This window comes from Neolewinella persica DSM 23188, from assembly GCF_000373105.1.
GTDB lineage: Bacteria > Bacteroidota > Bacteroidia > Chitinophagales > Saprospiraceae > Neolewinella > Neolewinella persica.
Genome location: NZ_KB890423.1, coordinates 1 through 17,712, shown reverse-complemented (window position 1 = coordinate 17,712; position 17,712 = coordinate 1). Strand labels below are relative to the sequence as shown.

The window sequence follows — 17,712 nt, the reverse complement described above, 5'->3', positions numbered from 1 at the left end:
AGTCGCTGCGCGACGCTTCGAGCTCCCTACCTAGCCAACATTCTTCTGAAAAGTAAGCGCATGACTCCCTAACTCCAATGCGCACAAATAGCCCATACCGCTCCTTTTTTTCGCAAAGCAACCTGCATCAACGTTAATGACCGGCAGGTGGTCTACGGCATGAACGCTGAGCTGAATGTCCTCAACGGGTGTCGGTGTATGCCCATGAACAATGATGCGGCCATCCAGCCAATCGTGGTCCATTTTATCTGTCCAATTTCTTGCCCAAAGCAACGAATCCTGGTCTGCCAACGGATCCGATTTGCGGGTGTCGATCCCTGCGTGGACAAAAAGATACCCTTCTGTTTCAAGGTGCAGTGGTAATTCCTTCATCCACGAAAGGTATTTCTCGGGCACTGTGTAGTCCTGGCTGGCAAAGCTGGCGCAGGTTTCCTTTCCACCATGTTGGAGCCACATGCGCCAGTAATCCCGGTTATTTGGCGCTTCAACACACATTTGTTCGTGGTTGCCCCGAAGGCAATGGACCCGACGTCCTTTGGCCTGAAGGGCCTTCACGTAATCGATCACCCCCTTGCTATTTGGTCCCCGGTCGATAAAATCTCCCAATAGAAAGAGTTCATCCCTTTTACTGAAAGCTAATTGACGGAGGAGGGCCTTAAAAGTATCCAGGTGGCCGTGGATGTCTGAAATGGCGAATTGTCTCATCGGTAAAAGGAAGAAAGGTGAAAGGAGTAAAGGAAAATGGGGCATGGAAAGCCAATAAGAGAAACTTTCCAGAAGGGTAACGGTATTTAACAGGTGCAAGGTTGCGCTAAAAATCACTTTGGGCTTGTGAATGTGCGCCAAAGAATTACCTTTGCGACTGTACCGCCCGGATGGCGGAACTGGTAGACGCGCTGGACTTAAAATCCAGTTTCCATTGAGGAAGTACGGGTTCGATTCCCGTTCCGGGTACAAGTACATACTGGACGGCTCTCAACGCATGTTGGGGGCCGTTTTTTTGTTCCCCTACCCCATCATCTCCCGAACGTGAAAAAATACGTTCATTGCCATTACGGCCGCCAGGGCCAAACCCATCAGGCGCATCCAGGTAGCATTGTCCTTGCGAAAGGCCTCGGCGCGGGCCTTTGCTTCGTCGCTGCCGAAGCTGATGATTCCCCGGGCAAAGAGGTACAGATAGAGCCCGATGGCAAAGAGTAGAATTTCGACGATTAGGCCGGCAGTTGAAGATGTCATGGGGCAAAAATACAAGAGTAAATGAAATTGAACCTTACCGCAGTATCTTGTGTCTCTAGCAGTATATTGCCGAGGACTATTGCCCAACCAACCAATACACTACCACCACAACATGACCAAAAAAGAACAAGCCGCCCTCGAACACGAAGATGCGATGCATCTTTCCCTCTCACGCCTGAATCATCGTCTGGATAAAATACGCGAAGGTGGCGGCGCAAAGCGAATTGCCAAACAACACGCGAATGGAAAATTAACGGCACGTGAACGAGTGGCCCAACTTTGCGACGAAAGCACAGATTTCTTAGAATTTGGTGCTTTCGCCGGCTATGAAATGTACGAAGAGTACGGCGGTTGCCCCGCAGGAGGTGTAGTAACCGGCTATGGCCGGGTACATGGCCGCCTTTGCGTTATAGTGGCAAATGATGCCACCGTAAAAGCCGGCGCATGGTTTCCCATTGCCGCTAAGAAAAATCTCCGTGCCCAGGAAATCGCAATGGAAAACCGGGTGCCGATTATTTATCTCGTAGATAGTGCGGGGGTCTTTCTGCCCATGCAGGATGAGATTTTCCCGGATAAAGAACACTTCGGTAGGATCTTCCGGAACAACGCAAAAATGAGTGCCATGGGTGTGCCTCAAATAGCTGCAGTAATGGGCAGCTGTGTGGCTGGGGGGGCTTACCTGCCGATCATGTCGGACGAATCCCTGATCGTGGAAGGCACCGGAAGTATTTTCCTGGCCGGACCTTACCTAGTGCGGGCCGCCATCGGCGAAAAGGTGGACGCTGAAGACCTTGGCGGCGCGGAAATGCACGCTTCGGTCAGCGGCGTCATCGACTACAAATGTAAGGATGATCAGGAGTGCCTCGCTACCATCCGCGACCTTGTTGGCCGGATGCCCCAAACCATACTGACTAATTTCAATCGAATTGAAGCGGTACCACCCAGCGACGACAACAACGCCATTCTGAAAGTCTTGCCCGAAGACCGGGCCAAGCCCTATGAGGGCCGGGAACTAATCGCAGCCTTGGTAGACGGCGGCAAATTCACCGAATTCAAAGAAGAATACGGACAAACCCTGCTTTGCGGTTACGCCCGCATCGATGGCTGGAGCGTTGGCATCGTGGCTAATAACCGACAAGTCGTAAAATCCGGTAAAGGCGAAATGCAGTTTGGCGGTGTTATTTACTCTGACTCGGCGGATAAGGCAGCCCGCTTCATCATGATCTGTAATCAGAAGGGCATACCGTTGGTCTTCCTGCACGATGTCTCCGGCTTCATGGTCGGTAGCCGCTCAGAGCAGGGCGGCATCATCAAAGACGGTGCTAAAATGGTGAATGCTATGAGCAACAGCGTAGTGCCAAAATTCAGCATCGTGGCTGGCAACAGCTACGGAGCGGGCAACTACGCCATGTGCGGCCGTGCCTACGATCCCAGGTTGATGCTTTCGTGGCCAAGTGCCCGACTGGCCGTAATGGGCGGCGCGCAGGCCGCCAAGGTATTACTCCAGATTCAGGTCGGCAGCCGTAAGGCTAAAGGTGAAATTGTAACGGCTACCGAAGAAAAAGAACTCCTCAAAAAAATCACTGACCGGTACGACGCCCAAACCAGTCCCTACTACGCAGCGGCCCGTTTATGGGTAGATGAGATTATCGACCCACGGGCCACCCGGAGCTGGATTTCAGCGGGGGTGGAAGCAGCGCAGTTTGCGCCTACTGAAGAATGGAAGATGGGCGTTTTGCAGACTTAGCGTTAATTTGGGCGAAGGGCGTCCTTAGAATTATTCCTTGAGAATTCCGTCCAAGCTGTTTTCAGTCCAATAACCATTACTAACTAAACCCATGAAAAAGTTCGGAACCTTCGGCGGCGTATTCACCCCTACTCTGCTGACTATCCTGGGCGTAATCATGTACCTGCGCCTGGGTTGGGTGGTCGGTAATGCAGGGCTGCTCGGTGCCTGGTCCATCATCATTCTGGCTTTCGGTATCACATTGACTACGGCACTGTCAATGTCCTCCATTACGACCAACACCCGCATTGGTGCCGGAGGTGCCTACGCCATTATTGCCCGGGCCCTTGGCCTGGAGGTTGGGGGAAGTCTGGGTATACCACGCTACATATCCCAGGGATTGGCCGTTACCATGTACATCTTCGGTTTTCGGGAAGGCTGGCTGTCCATTTTCCCGGAGCATCCCGCTTTTCTTATAGACGTCCTCGTATTCGTGGTGCTCTATGGCATTGCCTGGAAAAGTGCAGAGCTGGCCATCAAGACACAGTACATCATCATGGCGATTATCTGTGCCTCTCTGGCGGTTATCGTAATGGCCGCTTTTAATGGTTCTATGGTTAACGGAACGGCCGATGTTGTACGCTTTGGAAGCTATTCCGGAGTTTCAGCGGAAGGCTCAGAGAAATTCTGGCTGGTGTTCGCCGTATTCTTCCCCGCAGCAACCGGTATTATGGCTGGGGCAAATATGTCTGGAGAACTTAAGAATCCAGGACGGAGCATCCCTAAAGGAACCTTGTGGGCCATCGGCGTCAGTTTTGTCATTTACATGTTGTTGGCTTATTGGATCGCCCGCTCCGCTTCAGAATATGAGCTGGTGTCGAATTACAACATCATGATCGAAAAAGCCTGGTTCCCTCCGCTAATTATTGCAGGCGTGCTGGGTGCTACTTTTTCCTCTGCGCTGGCCTCCATCATTGGTTCCTCCAGGATCCTGTTTGCCATGGGGCAACACCGGGTATTGCCACAGAGCGAATGGCTTGAATTTCAGGACAAGGCCGGCCAACCCCGAAATGCCATGCTCGTAACCGGGGTGCTCATTTTTGCCACCATGCTGCTGCGCGACCTCAATGCTGTCGCCCCGCTGGTGACCATGTTTTTCCTCATCACTTACGCGATGCTCAACATTGTAGTCATCATCGAGCAAAGGTTGGGCCTGGTAAGTTTTCGGCCTACGTTCACCGTCAACCATATCGTGCCATGGGTTGGCCTGATCGGTAGTCTCTTTACCATGTTCATCATCAATCCCATCATCAGTCTGGTGTCCTGGGCGTTGATGTTCTTCGTTTACGGCCTGCTTAGCCGGAGGAAACTGGAGACGCGGTTTGAGGACGTCCGGAGCGGACTGTTCACCTCTTTCGCCGAATGGGCAGCAAAGCATACGGCGGAGAATGTCCACCAGCAAGAACGTACCTGGAAACCGAACCTGATTGTTCCCGTTGGTGATAACGCGGCAGTGCAGGGAAGTTTCTCGATCATCCGTGACCTCGCCTACCCTAAAGGAGCTGCGGTTTTACTAGGTATCGGTGATGGCGAAAAAGGCGACCTGAATATGCGTCTCCACGCAACCTCACGAGCGTTTCAGCAGGTAGACGTGCACTCGTCGGTGGCCATGATGCGGACCAACAGCTTTGCCGAAGGGGTTAACTTCGGTAACCAGGCGTTGACGGCGGCCTTCTTCAGGCCCAACATTGTATTCCTAAACCTGCTGGAAGCCAAGGAGGCGGTAGATGATTTTCCTAAAATTATTGGAGAAGCCCGTCGGCTGGAACTCGGTGTGATCGTTTACGCCCCACACCCGTTGGCCATGCTGGGCCGCCAGCAAACGGTCAATGTATGGTTGCGTGCCCAGGCACCCGACTGGGAGGTGACACCTGAACATCAGAACCAGGACCTGGCCTTATTATTGGCTTACAAATTGAAGCTTAACTGGTCGGCCAAAGTCCGCATCATCACCGTAGTTGATGATTTTGAGGACCAGACTAAGGCAAGAAATTACCTACAGCAAGTAATTGCCCTCGCCAGAATGCCGATTGACGAAACCCGGGTGATCCATGGCAATTTTTTCGAACAGTTGAATCATACTCCGCCGGCAGACCTCAATTTTTTCGGTATTCATCCCGGTAACGACATGAATTATTATCATGAAACCGCAGCAAAGGTGGGCACCACATGCCTGTTCGTCATGGACTCCGGGCATGAGAATATTTTTGCTTGATTGTTCCCCGGCACTTGTGCCGGTTAGTACAAATCCGGCACAAGTGCCGGGGAACAAAAGTTACACTTCCTTAATGATTACGTGCCGGACGCCAGCGTTATGTAAGATTTTTGCGGCGCACACGCAGGATGCAGGGTCCGTTGGTAAAACACCGGTAAGCAGTTCGGCCTCGGTTTCATTCGGGGTAATGAGGTAGAGGCCTTTGTGTATTTCAGGGGGCAAGGTTTGGGCGGGGGCCGGGTTGAGGACACATTTTCCGGGTGCGGCTTTAGTAGCGGCAGCAATGGTGGGAAGCGGCGTTTCCAATTGCATCAGGACCAGGCCTGCTGCGGAGAAATCAATCTCCGCTAAGTCTTCAGGTTCCAGGGCGTTATTGGCTCCCGGGGCAACGACAATGCTGTTCTCGCCCGAGGCATCAACGGTGATCAGTGCCGTCCCGGAGGCAAGGTCCGGATCGGTCCTGACCGAGGTACAATCAATCCCTTCAGCTTTGAAGCCCGCCACGGCCTGCCGGCCAAACAGGTCATCCCCTACCCTGGCGACGAACTTAACACCGCCGCCCAGCCGGGCGGCAGCCACAGCCTGGTTGGCACCTTTGCCTCCGGCAAAGAGGAAGAACTCTCCGCCAACAATCGTCTCACCTGGCTTAGGGAAGCGTTCCGTTTTTACAACCATGTCGGTATTGGAAGACCCGACCACAACTATTGATTTCATTTTGAGAAAGTATCAAATGAGTAAAAAAATCAGCAGTAGTAACGATCTTACATCCTTGCTCTTTCTTAAGCTCTCCTTGCACCTGCGGCCGCGCCATTTGCTCACTACCCTCCCGCAACGATCAGGTAGCACAGCAGCTTCGCGTCCTTAGTCTGCCATCTAACGCAAATTAAGTCATGTCATGTCAATATCAACTTTTGCGCTTCAAAGGAATTCAGAATAATCCGTAGTCTATCTTTACCGAATGAGTTACGACAACGACCTATTCCTCCGCGCAGCGCGCGGCGAAAACACCGAACGACCGCCCGTATGGCTGATGCGCCAGGCCGGACGCATCCTGCCCCAGTACCGGGCTTTACGCGCGCAGCTGAGTGGTTTTAAAGAGTTGGTTTCCACCCCTGACCTTGCCGCTGAAGTCACCATTCAGCCGGTAGATGAACTGGGTGTTGACGCGGCCATCATTTTCAGCGACATACTGGTCATCCCCGAGGCGCTTGGCCTGGATTACACGATGGTGGAAAAAGTTGGCCCCCGTTTTCCCGAGGTCATCAAGTCAATGGCCGACGTTAATAAGCTTCGTCCGGCAGCCGATGCCCCCAGCCACCTCGGCTACGTGTACGATGCGCTCGATGCCACGAAAAAAGCCCTCAACAACCGCGTTCCGCTCATCGGCTTCGCCGGTGCACCGTGGACGATCTTCGCCTACATGGTTGAAGGCGGCGGCAGCAAGACCTTCAGCAAAGCACGTGCAATGCTGTACAAAGACCCTGCCCTAAGTCACGCGCTCCTGGAACGAATCGCACGGGCAACCGCTGCCTATCTGAAGGGGAAAGTTGAACATGGTGCGGACCTTATTCAGTTATTTGACAGCTGGGCTGGCGTGTTGCCTCCAGCTCATTATCAGGAATTTAGCCTTCCTTACTTGAAGCTTATTATTGAGGAGTTAGGTGGGAAGACACCAGTGACCATATTCGCCAAGGATGCCCGACATGCACTGCCGCAGATCGGTCAACTTGCCTGCGACGTTGTCCAGCTGGACTGGATCGCCGACCCGGTAGAAGCAAGAAAGCAGGTACAGGGCAAAGTTTTACAGGGCAACCTGGACCCAGTTCAACTTTACGCCCCCCACAACGAGATCATTTCCGCGACCAACGCTATGATCAAAAACTTCGGCGGTAAGCACATCGTGAACCTTGGCCACGGCGTTTACCCGGATACGCCGCTGGAGGGTGTGCGGGCGTTTGTGGATACGGTTAAGGGGTATCGGTATTAGTCAAGTTGTCGGGTTGTCGGTTGTCGGATTATTCCAGTAGTACGACAACTCGAGAACCGGATAACCCGACAACCGGATAACTTTACTTAAAAAGTTTTGTCACTGTACACCGGAGGATAATCCACCGTGTCGCCCACCGAAATTTCTCCCGAACCTCCTTCCCAGCAGGCATTCATGCCAAACAGCACTTTATTACCTTCTTTGCGATAGGAGGCCAACTCGGCCAGCACCCGCAGGTCCCGTTCTCCGGTATCGGGATCCTGGGTAACCATGATGCAGCGGGCACAGGGCTTAGTGAGGCGAAAATGATTTGCACCGACCGTTATCCAGGCTAATTTGTCTTCAACGTATTCGACAACCGTTTCCAGTACTATGTTGGGCCGGAAACGGCGCACATCAACATCGGTACGAAGCCTGTCTGAAAGATCAACCAGGCTCATGGTTCCGGTAATTAGGTAAGGGTAACCATCAGCAAAAGAGACTTCTTCTCCAGGTTTAGCGTAGCGCGGGTCAACCGGGCGGCGGTTCTCCTCCCCCATGTACACCAGCCGGGCGCCGGGGATACCCAGGCCTGCGGCGATGGCAGGGAGGCGCTCATCTTCGATCAGCGTAGCCGTTAAGGTATCATCCCAAACATTGACTTCAATGCTTTTGTCACCTTCCCTTGCACCTGCGACCGCGCCCAAAACACTACCGTCGGCAATACGTACAAACCTAAGTTCGTCACCATGTACCTCCGCTGCGTATTCGCACATGGCTGGCACTGCCCGACGGGAAATGAATTGGCCGCTTTCCTCCACGAACATCCAACGGCGGTCATCCTGAAAGCCACGGATTTCGGGCATTAGAGACGTCACGGACTGGCCGCCGAGAGACTTGACTGGGTAGCGGTAGAGTTTATGTACATGCATGATAGCGTGATCTTGGTTGTTGAATCAATTAACACGGAAGACGGCGGGAGCATTCATTCTTTCCACCCGTAACAAACCGTCTGCCCGGTTATAAATGAAGGAGCTGATTTTTCCCGGCTCCACCACCTCGGAAATCCTAACAATCGCTACGTCCTGGTAATTGAACCCAGCCAAAGTCGTATCGGCGACCATACGAAGCTCAAGCGGTGGCCTCACACCCGCTACGTCCAATTCATCATACTCAAGATTGAAAAATTCCCGATCCTCAGGCTCCAGAGAGGTAAATGAAAAATCAAACCACAGTTGGCTTTCGCCATTTGTATCTGTTGATAGAGAAAGCCGAAACCGCCGATCAGAGTCCCCCGTTTCCAAAACTGTGAGAATCATATCCTGGCATTGCTGACTACCAATTAAACCTTCGTTCCTAAATACATTGATGCTAATGACTTCAGGATCGTCCTCAAAGCGGAATTGTAAAACCTCACCGTTTTCATAAGGTATTGCGGTAGCAAGCTGCGGCAGGACCGGTAAGAATTCCTCGCAGATCAGGTCGTCACCGGAACAATCCTGTAAACCGAAGCACCAGACGCACAGAAAATTAAAAGAAAGTAGCGCTAGAAGGAATTTCATGTATCAGGGTTCTGTTTTGCTAACGCAAAAGCCAATAAACTCGCTGCCTTTCAACTTCCTTTTCTAAACAACAGCTTCTCTTCTTAGCGCATCCAGCTGCACCTGCGTCCCCAGCAAATCTTCCATCGTTTCACGGCGACGGATGAGGTGGGCCTCTCCGTCGAGGACCAGCACTTCGGCGGGCCGGAAACGGCTGTTGTAGTTACTGGCCATCATGAAACTGTAGGCACCGGCATTAGCCATAGACAGGATATCCCCTTCCCGCACTTCGCTCAGTCTGCGGTTAACACCAAAGGTATCCGTTTCACAGATATAGCCGACAACATTGTAAATTCTCGGCTTACCCTCCGGATTGGAGATATTGGTGATGTGATGGTAAGCATCGTAGAACATCGGGCGGATGAGGTGGTTCAGTCCGCTATCAACCCCCGCGAAGACGGAAGCCGTGGTGGTTTTTACCACGTTGGTCCGTACCAGAAAGAACCCGGCTTCGCTAACGAGAAACTTACCCGGCTCGAACATCAGTTCAAGGTCCCGGCCGTATTCGGCACAGAATTCGTTGAAACGGTCGCCCAGGCGGTCGCCCAGGTCTTCGATATCGGTAGCGATGCCACCATCCTTGTAAGGCACTTTGAAGCCGGAGCCGAAATCAAGGTAGTCAAGATCAGGGAAATCACCCGCAGCATTGAGCAGAATTTCGACTGCCCGCAGGAATACCTCAGCGTCGTAAATGTCAGAACCAGTGTGCATGTGCAGCCCTTCGATCTTCAGTCCCAGCGCAGCAACTACCTTGAGTACGTGGGGTACCTGGTGGATGCTGATTCCAAACTTGGAGTCGATGTGTCCAACACTGATCTTAGAGTTTCCGCCCGCCATGATGTGCGGATTAAGCCGGATACAAACGGGCACTTCGGGGTGCTTTGCACCGAATTGTTCCAGTATCTCTATGTTGTCTATGTTGATTCGTACGCCTTTCTCTACGGCTTCGGTTACTTCCTCAAGGCTCACGCAGTTGGGGGTGTACAGGATGTCGTGGGGATCAAAACCGGCCAGCAGGCCGAGCTCGACTTCCTGAACTGAGACGGTATCGAGTCCGCTGCCAAGCTCACGGAAGATACGCAGTACGTTGACGTTGGTCAGCGCTTTACAAGCGTAGTTGATCCGTAACCGTTTGACTTTTCCGAATGCCTTGGTCATACGAGCATACTGGCGTTTCATCGTCGCAGCATCGTAAACGTAAACAGGCGCGCCGAAGCGTTCGGCGATCTGAAGGGCATCCACGCCACCAATCTGGTAGCGACCTTGGGAAAATTCCATGGTTTTTGTTTATTGGGGTTAAAACTATGCGACCAACTGCTTGACCACAGGACTATCTGACTGTTTGACAAACGGGGCGCGGCCGCAGGTGCAAAGATAAGGCGGTTAAGCGCAGGGTAAGTTGCCCCCTCGCATCTAATTCGTCGGTTAACTACTATCGCTGGGGTTTCGTTTGCCCACCTTATCTTCGCCTTATGAAAGTCCACGTCTATTTCATTGGAAAAACTACCGAACCCTATCTCCGGGAGGGTGAAGCCATCTACGCCAAACGGCTAAAGCACTACCTCCCCATCACTTTTGAGGTCTTGCCCGACATCAAGGGCGCCGGAAAAATGTCTCCCGATAAGCTAAAAGAAAAGGAAGGAGAGCTGGTTCTCTCCCGCCTGAAGAACGACGATGGCCTGATCCTCCTTGATGAAGGTGGCAAACAGCATGGGAGTGTGGATTTCGCTTACTGGCTTGATAAACAGCTGCAAAAGCCTTATCGCCGATTGGTATTTCTTGTGGGTGGTGCCTACGGTTTTCCACCCGCTATCTACGAACGAGCCAACGGGAAGCTTTCGCTCAGCAAAATGACTTTCAGCCACCAGATGATCCGCTTATTTATTTCTGAACAATTGTATCGGGCGATGACCATTCTCCGGGGGGAGAAATATCATAACGAGTAAGTTAAGGCTCTACCTTCCTACCCTATCCCAAACGTATCTTTATGCTTTAGAGCTTTGATTTCAGACACTGACACTATTCAATCTTCCCTAATGAAATTTTTATTTAGTAGCCTGGCGCTGCTGTTTTGTGCATTGCTGTCTGCACAGAACAGTTATCACGTTATTGTTGAAATTAACTCCTCCGAGCAGTGGCTGCGTAGTACCGCGGCACAGGGAGCAGATGACCAAACCCGGTTACTCATTTACCAACATGGCGGTGCAGACATTAATCTAAGCGGGAGTAACATCGGCCGGGTAAGCGCTACTAACGGGGCAGGGCATTACGATCTGAATAAAGTCATCGGGGTAAACGGGGACACCCTTTTCCTGGCTTTTCCCATCACACATGATTATGCTCTGGCGAGTACACAGCTCGTGGTTTATCAGAGCTGGAATGAGGTATCGGTAACGGGAGAACAATTGGTCAGCCAACCCTACGACGGTACTACCGGTGGCGTCATTTTCCTGGCGGCGGAGTCACGAATCAGCCTGGAGAAGAACGCCGTATTACACGCCGAAGGCTCGGGTTTTCGTGGGGCTGCGGGTCGGGAGTCCGACAGTAATTGCAATCGGTTCACTTCGGCAGATGGAGAAGTTTACGACCTGGCGAATTGGCGAGGCTCTCCACGGGGCGAGGGCATTGCCGGCGTACCCGCCGGCCAGGAGGCAGGCCGTGCCTTCGCCGCCAACGGCGGCGGCGGTGGCAACGACCACAATTCCGGAGGTGGAGGTGGAGCCAACTCCGGCCCCGGCGGCAACGGTGCGCGCAACATCGTTATGGGGCTGCTGAATAACGCCTGTCGTGGGAATTTCCCCGGCTGGGGAGGCTCAGGCTTGATTACCAATCACGACATTCTTTATTTCGGGGGAGGTGGTGGCGCCGGACATGCCAACAATACGAACATGGCCTCCGGTGGAAACGGAGGGGGTCTCATCGTGCTGTGGGCCCCAACCATCAATTTCGACGTCAGTAGCCGGCTGGATGTTTCTGGCCTGCCCGGGCAGGACGTCAACGGTGATGGTGGCGGTGGCGGCGGAGCGGCCGGTTCCATCTTATTGATCGCCGATACTCTTCGGGGAAATCCTGCAATCGACCTCTCCGGTGGAAAAGGTGGCGATGTAACCAACGCTCCTGATCGCTGTTTTGGGCCCGGGGGTGGCGGAAGCGGCGGCCGAATGATCTCTGCGGCCAGAGCACGCAGCGCCTTTAGTCCGGTCTCAAATTTTAGCCAGGGTGGACCAGGCTTAAGGCTCGGTTCTAACGAGTGTGGCCCCAACGACGAGCCGGCAGGCGTTGGCAGCGTTGGAAATGAAACCACCATACTTTACCCCGTACCCTTTGGCGGTTTCACGCAATCTGCCGACACACTGTGCGGCGGTGAGCAGCTGTTAATCACTGATGCAAGCCTGGGATCCCGTGCTGTAACCTGGGAGGTTCTTCCCGAGGTTCCCGGAGTAACGGTTCAGCCCGTTGGGCTGAGTCTTCGGATATTTTTTGCTGACTCCGTGCGCGGAACCTTCAGGGCTATTCAAACCTTGCAAACACCACGTGGATTCATCTACCCTGGAGATACCGCTACTTTCACGGTGTTTCCCAACCCTGTAGTCGAAACTACAGACATCATTTTCGATGACGAATTTGTTTCCGTCAACCTTACCGGTGCAAATGGTTTCGACAGTATCCGCTATGATTTTGGTGACGGCACAATCATCGATACTAACGTTGTGGTACTGGATCATACTTACCAGGAAGGTGGGACCTACCTCGTTACAGTTACCCTGCTGAATGCGAATTGTGGCGATCTCGTGGCAGGATTAGCCAGGACGATCCTTCCTGAATTTTCCGTCGCAGAGATCAGCTTGAAAGATGTAGACGGCTGTGCTCCACTTACATTCTCCATTGCCGATATCAGCACCGGGACCTACGATGATCGGAAGTGGAACTTCCCGGGCGGCAGCCCGGAGACATCCCAGGAAGCGAATCCGGAAGTCACTTATACAGAACCAGGCACTTACGAAATCACCCTTACGCTGTTTGGCGCAGTGGGCAATGATACCATTCGCACGATTCCGGTACGTATCTATGCGCAACCGACGGCTGAGTTAACTGCTTCCGTTGATACTTCGGCGGCTACCTTTGTCAACCTCTCCCTCAACGCCACGGAGCATTACTGGAACTTTGGGGATGATAGCCTGAGTATGGAGGCGGAGCCTACTCATACTTATGCCGCGACGGGCTCCTATGAGGTCACTTACGTAGCGATCAACGGGCCGTGTAGGGATACTCTTCTCCAAGATGTAGTCATCGATGTTTTGAGTGAAATCCGGGAACTCGCTGAGCTGGGCGTGAAGTTGTTTCCTAATCCGACTACGGGCGTTTTGCAGGTATCAGGTCCGGCACAAATTATTGGGGCTTATGACTTGCGCGGACGTGTACTGGGCTTGCCGGTTACCGATCAGTCGCTTGACCTTAGTCAGCAGCCGGCGGGGACTTACATCATTCGGGTGTTGGCGGGTGGGCACGTATTTGCAGTTCCAATCATTGTTCAATAAAGAACCTCTGGTTAACAAAGCACAAGATTATTAAGTGTTTGGCTTAGCGATCAGTAGCAATTGGAACGAACTGGCAAAATACGCATAGGCTTGAGGTCCCGCCACAGTTTTAACGTGGAGCGACGCCCGGCCCAACGGAAAATTCCCTGAACCAGACTTCCGCATAGTCACCGTTGGCATATTGCTTCTCCAAATTGCCGTCGTAAGTGTTTCCGCCTGTGCTCCATACCATATTGGTAGACGGGCTACGGCCGTTAGTTTGGTTATAAGCTCCTTGTTTGAAGAACTGAGTTTCGCCGGCATAAGCTTCCGGGCGTTCCGTTCCATCCTGACCGATGGATACGAATTGGGTAATAACTTGCTGGGGCAAATCCGACTTGTTGACGTAATCGGAAGCGGTGAGATCTTTCGTAAACTCCTTCGTCGCGTGGCCATCACTGGTGAAGGTGAGATACATAATGCCTTTGTACACATTAACCTCGTAGCTAAACTCCTCTCCTAATTCGATTCCGTCTTCTGGCTCAGCGGGAAAATCGGTTGAGTCAGCGCCGATCTTCGCCATGTCGTAACCCCATACGGCGGTAGAGAAATCCCACCGTCCGGCGTTGTCATCACCCGCCGTATTGATTTCGTAATTCCAGAAAACAGAGCCTTTAGCGTGACCGGGAAATTTTTTGTAGAATATTTTAAGGGGCTCATTCTCATGGCCGCTATCGCTGTGGATTTGGCCCACAACTACAGAAAAAGATGCCGCTACCCTAGCGTCCCCTGAAGTGGAAACGTGTGTGACCTTAAGCGTTCCGGTAAGTTTTCCTCCGGTTTCGGGTACCCAACGGTTAGCTTTCTTTTGCCCCAGTTCCGTCCGTGTATTGTGCGAATTAGGGGAAGTAACTCCTCCATTTGGTGTTTTGTAGACGACCCAATCGGTGCCGTCGTTTACGTGGTAGAAGTAGTCCTCGTGAGAAAATCCCGCCAAGTCTTTGATCGACTCTCCGTTACCGAGCAGTATTCCCCACTGATCAATCGAAGGCATCAAGTCACTTGGATGAGTGATGGCATTTTCCTTGGTATTCTCCGTTTCGGGGGGAGTGTTGTCCCCACAGCTGATCAATGTTAAGCATAGGACGATCAGTAACATTAAATTAGACGAGGTAGACATTGAAATATATTTAGTAATTATATATCTATAAAGAGCAAAGAAGGTAGGATAGCTGTACCGGCGACGCGCCCGAACACTCTTCTTTAAAGTAAAAGTATTCGGGCGCAGACGCAGGTACAATTATAGGTTTTGCAAGCAGGGCGGGTTGAGACGTCCAGCGATGCAGCGGTGTTAAATGCCTAAAGCCTGACCACCTCCAACCTGGATGGTTTCTGCCGTTAGAAAAGCAGCGTCCTTACTGGCTAGAAAGGAAACTACTCCGGCAACGTCTTCGGGTTGGCCCAGCCTGCCGAGCATGATGTTATTTGCCCAGGAAGCAAAAACCTCGGGCTTCGTAGATTTAATCTGCTTATGGAAGGGAGTATCGATTGTTCCGGGAGACACCGCATTTACCCGAATACCGTATTCTGCCAGGTCCTTGGCCAGTGCCCGCGTAATGGTTTGTACGCCTGCCTTGGATGTGCCGTAGATTCCCGCTCCTGGCCCGCCCGCGTTCCATGCTGCGTTGGAGGTGTAATTGATGATGGTTGCACTCTCTCCTTTCTTTAGAAAAGGAATGGCCGCCCGCGAAGCGAAAAATACTGAGTCCAGATTAAGTGCCATTACGTTACGGTAGAACTCCGTAGTCATTTCCTCAAACCGGGAACGTCCTCCAAGCCCTCCGGCATTGTTGACCAGTACGTCGATCTTACCGTATTTCTCCCCGATACTGGTAATGCTTTTAGTTACTGCGTCCTCTTTCGTTACATCGAATCCGTGGTATTCCGCTTTGATCCCCTCTTCCGTTAGTTCTTTTACGCGGGCAGCGCCGTTTTGGTCGTCAATACCGTTTAATATTACGGTGAACCCGTCCTGGCCTAAGCGTTTTGCTACCGCAAAACCGATACCGCCCGTGGCTCCCGTGATGATGGCAATTTTTCCATTAAGATTACTCATTATGTTTAGTTTTAAATACGCCATCCGTACTTCTTAAAGGTTTAGTGGATGGCTTGTTTGATGAATGATTTATAAGATTGTGATCGACGAATTCGATTTGAATGGCTTAACTTTTGAGATCAACCCCCACACGCTGATGATTGCAATTAAAGCCAGCGCCGCGCCGATAATGATTGCCAGTCGATGTAGTTTATGACGGTGGCCAGGGCAATCAGCTCGATGACCGACAGGTCAGAATTGTTTTCCAAAGATAGACGAAGTAAATTGGTTGACCAAAATTTGGTTAACCAATTTCAACTTTCTATATTTATGGAAGCCGTTATTATACCCTATTCTTCGTCTATCCACTTCCAGGTGATGTCATCCGAGGTCTCATCCCTACGGTTCCAGAAGTCGAAGGAGCGGGTATGCTAATTGCGGCATTTGTTGGTACAACTATGGCGGCGGCTACTTTTCTGTCGCGACGGCTATTCATTCAGCGTAAGGGATGGTCTAAGGCGGATTGGAGAACCCAGCGCAACAACTTCATAATTGCGGGGGTGCTAATCTTCAGCATCAGCGGCGCGATCATGGCCGTGATGAGCGGAAGTTTATACGGTACAGGTAGCGGGATATCCCGTGTGGTCGTGATGTGCTTCGTTGTTTTGTTTACCTGAGGTAACATCATCAGAGACGGCGTAAAACAGCGCTGCAAATTGGTCAAATTACCTGGAGTCCATTCTAACAACAGGCTAATACTCTGAAACACTACTTTCCGGTCTTCCTTCATCTGAAGCACTATATTTACCAATCCAATACTCCCCTCCCCCATGCCCCAGCTCACAACCTTCGGAGAAATAATGCTTCGTTTAAGCCCGCCCAACAGAAAACGCTTCAGTCAGGCGACCTCCTTCGATCTGGTTTTTGGTGGTGGAGAAGCTAACGTTGCCGCATCCCTGACAAACTACGGTATCAAAGCGAACTTCGTATCCCGTATTCCGGATAATGATATCGGAGACCGGGCCATGCGCTTTCTACGTACGAAATCCGTTGGGTGCGACCAGGTGGTTCGCGGCGGAGACAGACTGGGGATTTATTTCGTGGAAATGGGTGACATGCAACGCGGACCGAAGGTAGTTTACGACCGTGCTCACTCGAGCATGGCGACCCTGGTACCGGGCAAAATAGACTGGGAAGCGGCTTTCACCGGCTCTGATTGGTTTCACTGGTCGGGCGTAGTGCCCGCGCTGGGGCAAGCGGCCGCAGATGAATGCCTCATCGCCTGCAGAACGGCAGCGAAAATGGGCCTCACCATCAGTACTGACATCAACTATCGCGCCAAGATGTGGAAATATGGTAAGCATCCGCGTGAGATCCTGCCAGCTCTGGTAGAATACAGTGACATCATTTTTGGCAATGGTTTTGACGCCGAATTTTGCTTCGGCCTCCAGCTCGAAAAGCCCGATATTTCAGCAAATATTCGTCCTGATCATGCCGAGTTTATCGCAGCAGGCCGGACCTTCATGAAACGCTTTCCGAAGGCAAAGAAAATCATCGCTACACAGCGACAGTCCCACTCAGCTAGTCACCATAGTTGGTCGGCGCTGCTTTATGATGGCGACCAACTACATACTGCTCCCACCTACGAGCTTACCCACCTGGTCGACCGTGTTGGTGGCGGAGACAGTTTCGTCGGTGGCCTGCTTTATGGCCTGATGACCTGGCCGGAAGACGACGATAAAGCGTTGCACTTTGCGTTAGCAGCTTCCGCACTGAAGCATTCCGTTTTTGGTGACCTTAACCGCATTCGGTTGGAAGAAGTAATGCAGTTGATGGAAGGGGATGGTTCGGGACGGGTTAGCAGGTAGGTTTGAGGCTCCCCACCCTGCTTTTTGTCCTTTCCCCTGCACCGGCGGCCGCGCCCATAAAATACATAAAATATTGTTGTCACGACAAGCATCTCGTACTTCTACGTAAGTACATATTGGGCGCGCACGCTGGTGCAAGGGAAGGTAGTGTACGCTTCCCCTAGGCCGCTACCACTCTAAAGTAGAAATTCTGTTTTGATTTCTCGTGATTTACGGGTGATTTGTATCCAATGCTGCTGTGTGGCCGTACCTGATTGTAAACTACCGACCATTCTTGTATGCGCTCGTTCAGTTCCACTAGAGATTGGAACCAGTTCAGATCAAGGCATTCAACGCGTAAGGTCTTGTTAAGTCGTTCCATTAAACCATTCTGGGAAGGTTTGCCCGGCTGTATGTATTTGAGCTCAATGTCATTGTTCTTTGCCCAG

The 17,712-nt window shown here is 51.9% G+C and carries 16 protein-coding genes and 1 tRNA gene; 8 read left to right on the top strand and 9 right to left on the bottom strand.

The window, feature by feature from the left end:
* Positions 1-30: 30 nt before the first annotated feature.
* Positions 31-705 (bottom strand): metallophosphoesterase family protein, encoded by a 675-nt coding sequence (locus B036_RS0108010; RefSeq protein ID WP_026231794.1) that lies wholly within the window; start codon positions 703-705, stop codon positions 31-33.
* Between the two features lie 164 nt (positions 706-869).
* Between B036_RS0108010 and B036_RS0108005 the strand changes: the two genes are divergently transcribed.
* Positions 870-954, top strand: a tRNA-Leu gene (locus B036_RS0108005).
* 54 nt (positions 955-1,008) lie between these two features.
* Here the strand turns inward: B036_RS0108005 and B036_RS0108000 are convergent.
* The gene (locus tag B036_RS0108000; RefSeq protein ID WP_020568177.1) at positions 1,009-1,236 is read right to left on the bottom strand and encodes a hypothetical protein; all 228 of its coding nucleotides are present in this window, start codon (positions 1,234-1,236) and stop codon (positions 1,009-1,011) included.
* 112 nt (positions 1,237-1,348) lie between these two features.
* On the opposite strand from B036_RS0108000, the gene B036_RS0107995 reads away from it, so the two are divergent.
* Both B036_RS0107995 and B036_RS0107990 read left to right on the top strand, forming a co-directional pair.
* The gene (locus B036_RS0107995; protein ID WP_020568176.1) at positions 1,349-2,983 is read left to right on the top strand and encodes an acyl-CoA carboxylase subunit beta; all 1,635 of its coding nucleotides are present in this window, start codon (positions 1,349-1,351) and stop codon (positions 2,981-2,983) included.
* A gap of 91 nt (positions 2,984-3,074) precedes the next feature.
* Positions 3,075-5,237 carry an amino acid permease gene (locus tag B036_RS0107990; RefSeq protein WP_020568175.1) on the top strand — a complete coding sequence of 721 codons (2,163 nt, stop codon included), beginning with the start codon at positions 3,075-3,077 and terminating at the stop codon, positions 5,235-5,237.
* A gap of 60 nt (positions 5,238-5,297) precedes the next feature.
* Here the strand turns inward: B036_RS0107990 and B036_RS28510 are convergent, their stop codons facing one another.
* A complete protein-coding gene (locus B036_RS28510) occupies positions 5,298-5,951 on the bottom strand; it encodes a PfkB family carbohydrate kinase (RefSeq protein ID WP_020568174.1) in 654 nt (217 codons plus the stop codon).
* A gap of 244 nt (positions 5,952-6,195) precedes the next feature.
* Here B036_RS28510 and hemE point away from each other — a divergent pair, with 244 nt between their 5' ends.
* Positions 6,196-7,224, top strand: coding sequence for a uroporphyrinogen decarboxylase (gene hemE / locus B036_RS0107980; protein ID WP_020568173.1), 1,029 nt, complete (start codon positions 6,196-6,198; stop codon positions 7,222-7,224).
* Positions 7,225-7,310: 86 nt separating this feature from the next.
* Here the strand turns inward: hemE and B036_RS28505 are convergent, their stop codons facing one another.
* The 3 genes from B036_RS28505 to lysA form a co-directional block, all read right to left on the bottom strand.
* Complete coding sequence (locus B036_RS28505; protein ID WP_044102135.1) at positions 7,311-8,135, bottom strand: MOSC domain-containing protein; 825 nt, start codon at positions 8,133-8,135, stop codon at positions 7,311-7,313.
* Positions 8,136-8,159: 24 nt separating this feature from the next.
* Entirely contained in the window at positions 8,160-8,765 is a 606-nt protein-coding gene (locus B036_RS0107970; RefSeq protein ID WP_020568171.1) for a hypothetical protein, read from the bottom strand.
* 63 nt (positions 8,766-8,828) lie between these two features.
* A complete protein-coding gene (gene lysA, locus B036_RS0107965) occupies positions 8,829-10,082 on the bottom strand; it encodes a diaminopimelate decarboxylase (protein ID WP_020568170.1) in 1,254 nt (417 codons plus the stop codon).
* Positions 10,083-10,276: 194 nt separating this feature from the next.
* Between lysA and B036_RS0107960 the strand changes: the two genes are divergently transcribed.
* Both B036_RS0107960 and B036_RS0107955 read left to right on the top strand, forming a co-directional pair.
* On the top strand, positions 10,277-10,750 hold the full coding sequence (locus B036_RS0107960) for a 23S rRNA (pseudouridine(1915)-N(3))-methyltransferase RlmH (protein WP_020568169.1): 474 nt from the start codon (positions 10,277-10,279) through the stop codon (positions 10,748-10,750).
* 90 nt (positions 10,751-10,840) lie between these two features.
* Positions 10,841-13,342: a PKD domain-containing protein gene (locus tag B036_RS0107955; RefSeq protein ID WP_020568168.1), complete on the top strand. Its 2,502-nt coding sequence runs from the start codon at positions 10,841-10,843 to the stop codon at positions 13,340-13,342.
* A 109-nt stretch (positions 13,343-13,451) separates the two neighbouring features.
* Here B036_RS0107955 and B036_RS0107950 read toward each other — a convergent pair whose 3' ends face one another.
* Together B036_RS0107950 and B036_RS0107945 are read right to left on the bottom strand one after the other, a co-directional pair.
* Entirely contained in the window at positions 13,452-14,501 is a 1,050-nt protein-coding gene (locus B036_RS0107950) for a polysaccharide lyase family 7 protein (RefSeq protein ID WP_026231793.1), read from the bottom strand.
* A gap of 171 nt (positions 14,502-14,672) precedes the next feature.
* Positions 14,673-15,437: an SDR family NAD(P)-dependent oxidoreductase gene (locus B036_RS0107945; RefSeq protein WP_020568166.1), complete on the bottom strand. Its 765-nt coding sequence runs from the start codon at positions 15,435-15,437 to the stop codon at positions 14,673-14,675.
* A gap of 290 nt (positions 15,438-15,727) precedes the next feature.
* Between B036_RS0107945 and B036_RS32875 the strand changes: the two genes are divergently transcribed.
* Together B036_RS32875 and B036_RS0107930 are read left to right on the top strand one after the other, a co-directional pair.
* Positions 15,728-16,093 (top strand): divalent metal cation transporter, encoded by a 366-nt coding sequence (locus B036_RS32875; protein ID WP_083926162.1) that lies wholly within the window; start codon positions 15,728-15,730, stop codon positions 16,091-16,093.
* 153 nt (positions 16,094-16,246) lie between these two features.
* Positions 16,247-17,284 carry a sugar kinase gene (locus B036_RS0107930; RefSeq protein WP_020568162.1) on the top strand — a complete coding sequence of 346 codons (1,038 nt, stop codon included), beginning with the start codon at positions 16,247-16,249 and terminating at the stop codon, positions 17,282-17,284.
* Positions 17,285-17,444: 160 nt separating this feature from the next.
* Here the strand turns inward: B036_RS0107930 and B036_RS28500 are convergent.
* A partial coding sequence (locus tag B036_RS28500) for an integrase core domain-containing protein (protein ID WP_020568161.1) occupies positions 17,445-17,712 on the bottom strand: 268 nt, incomplete at its 5' end.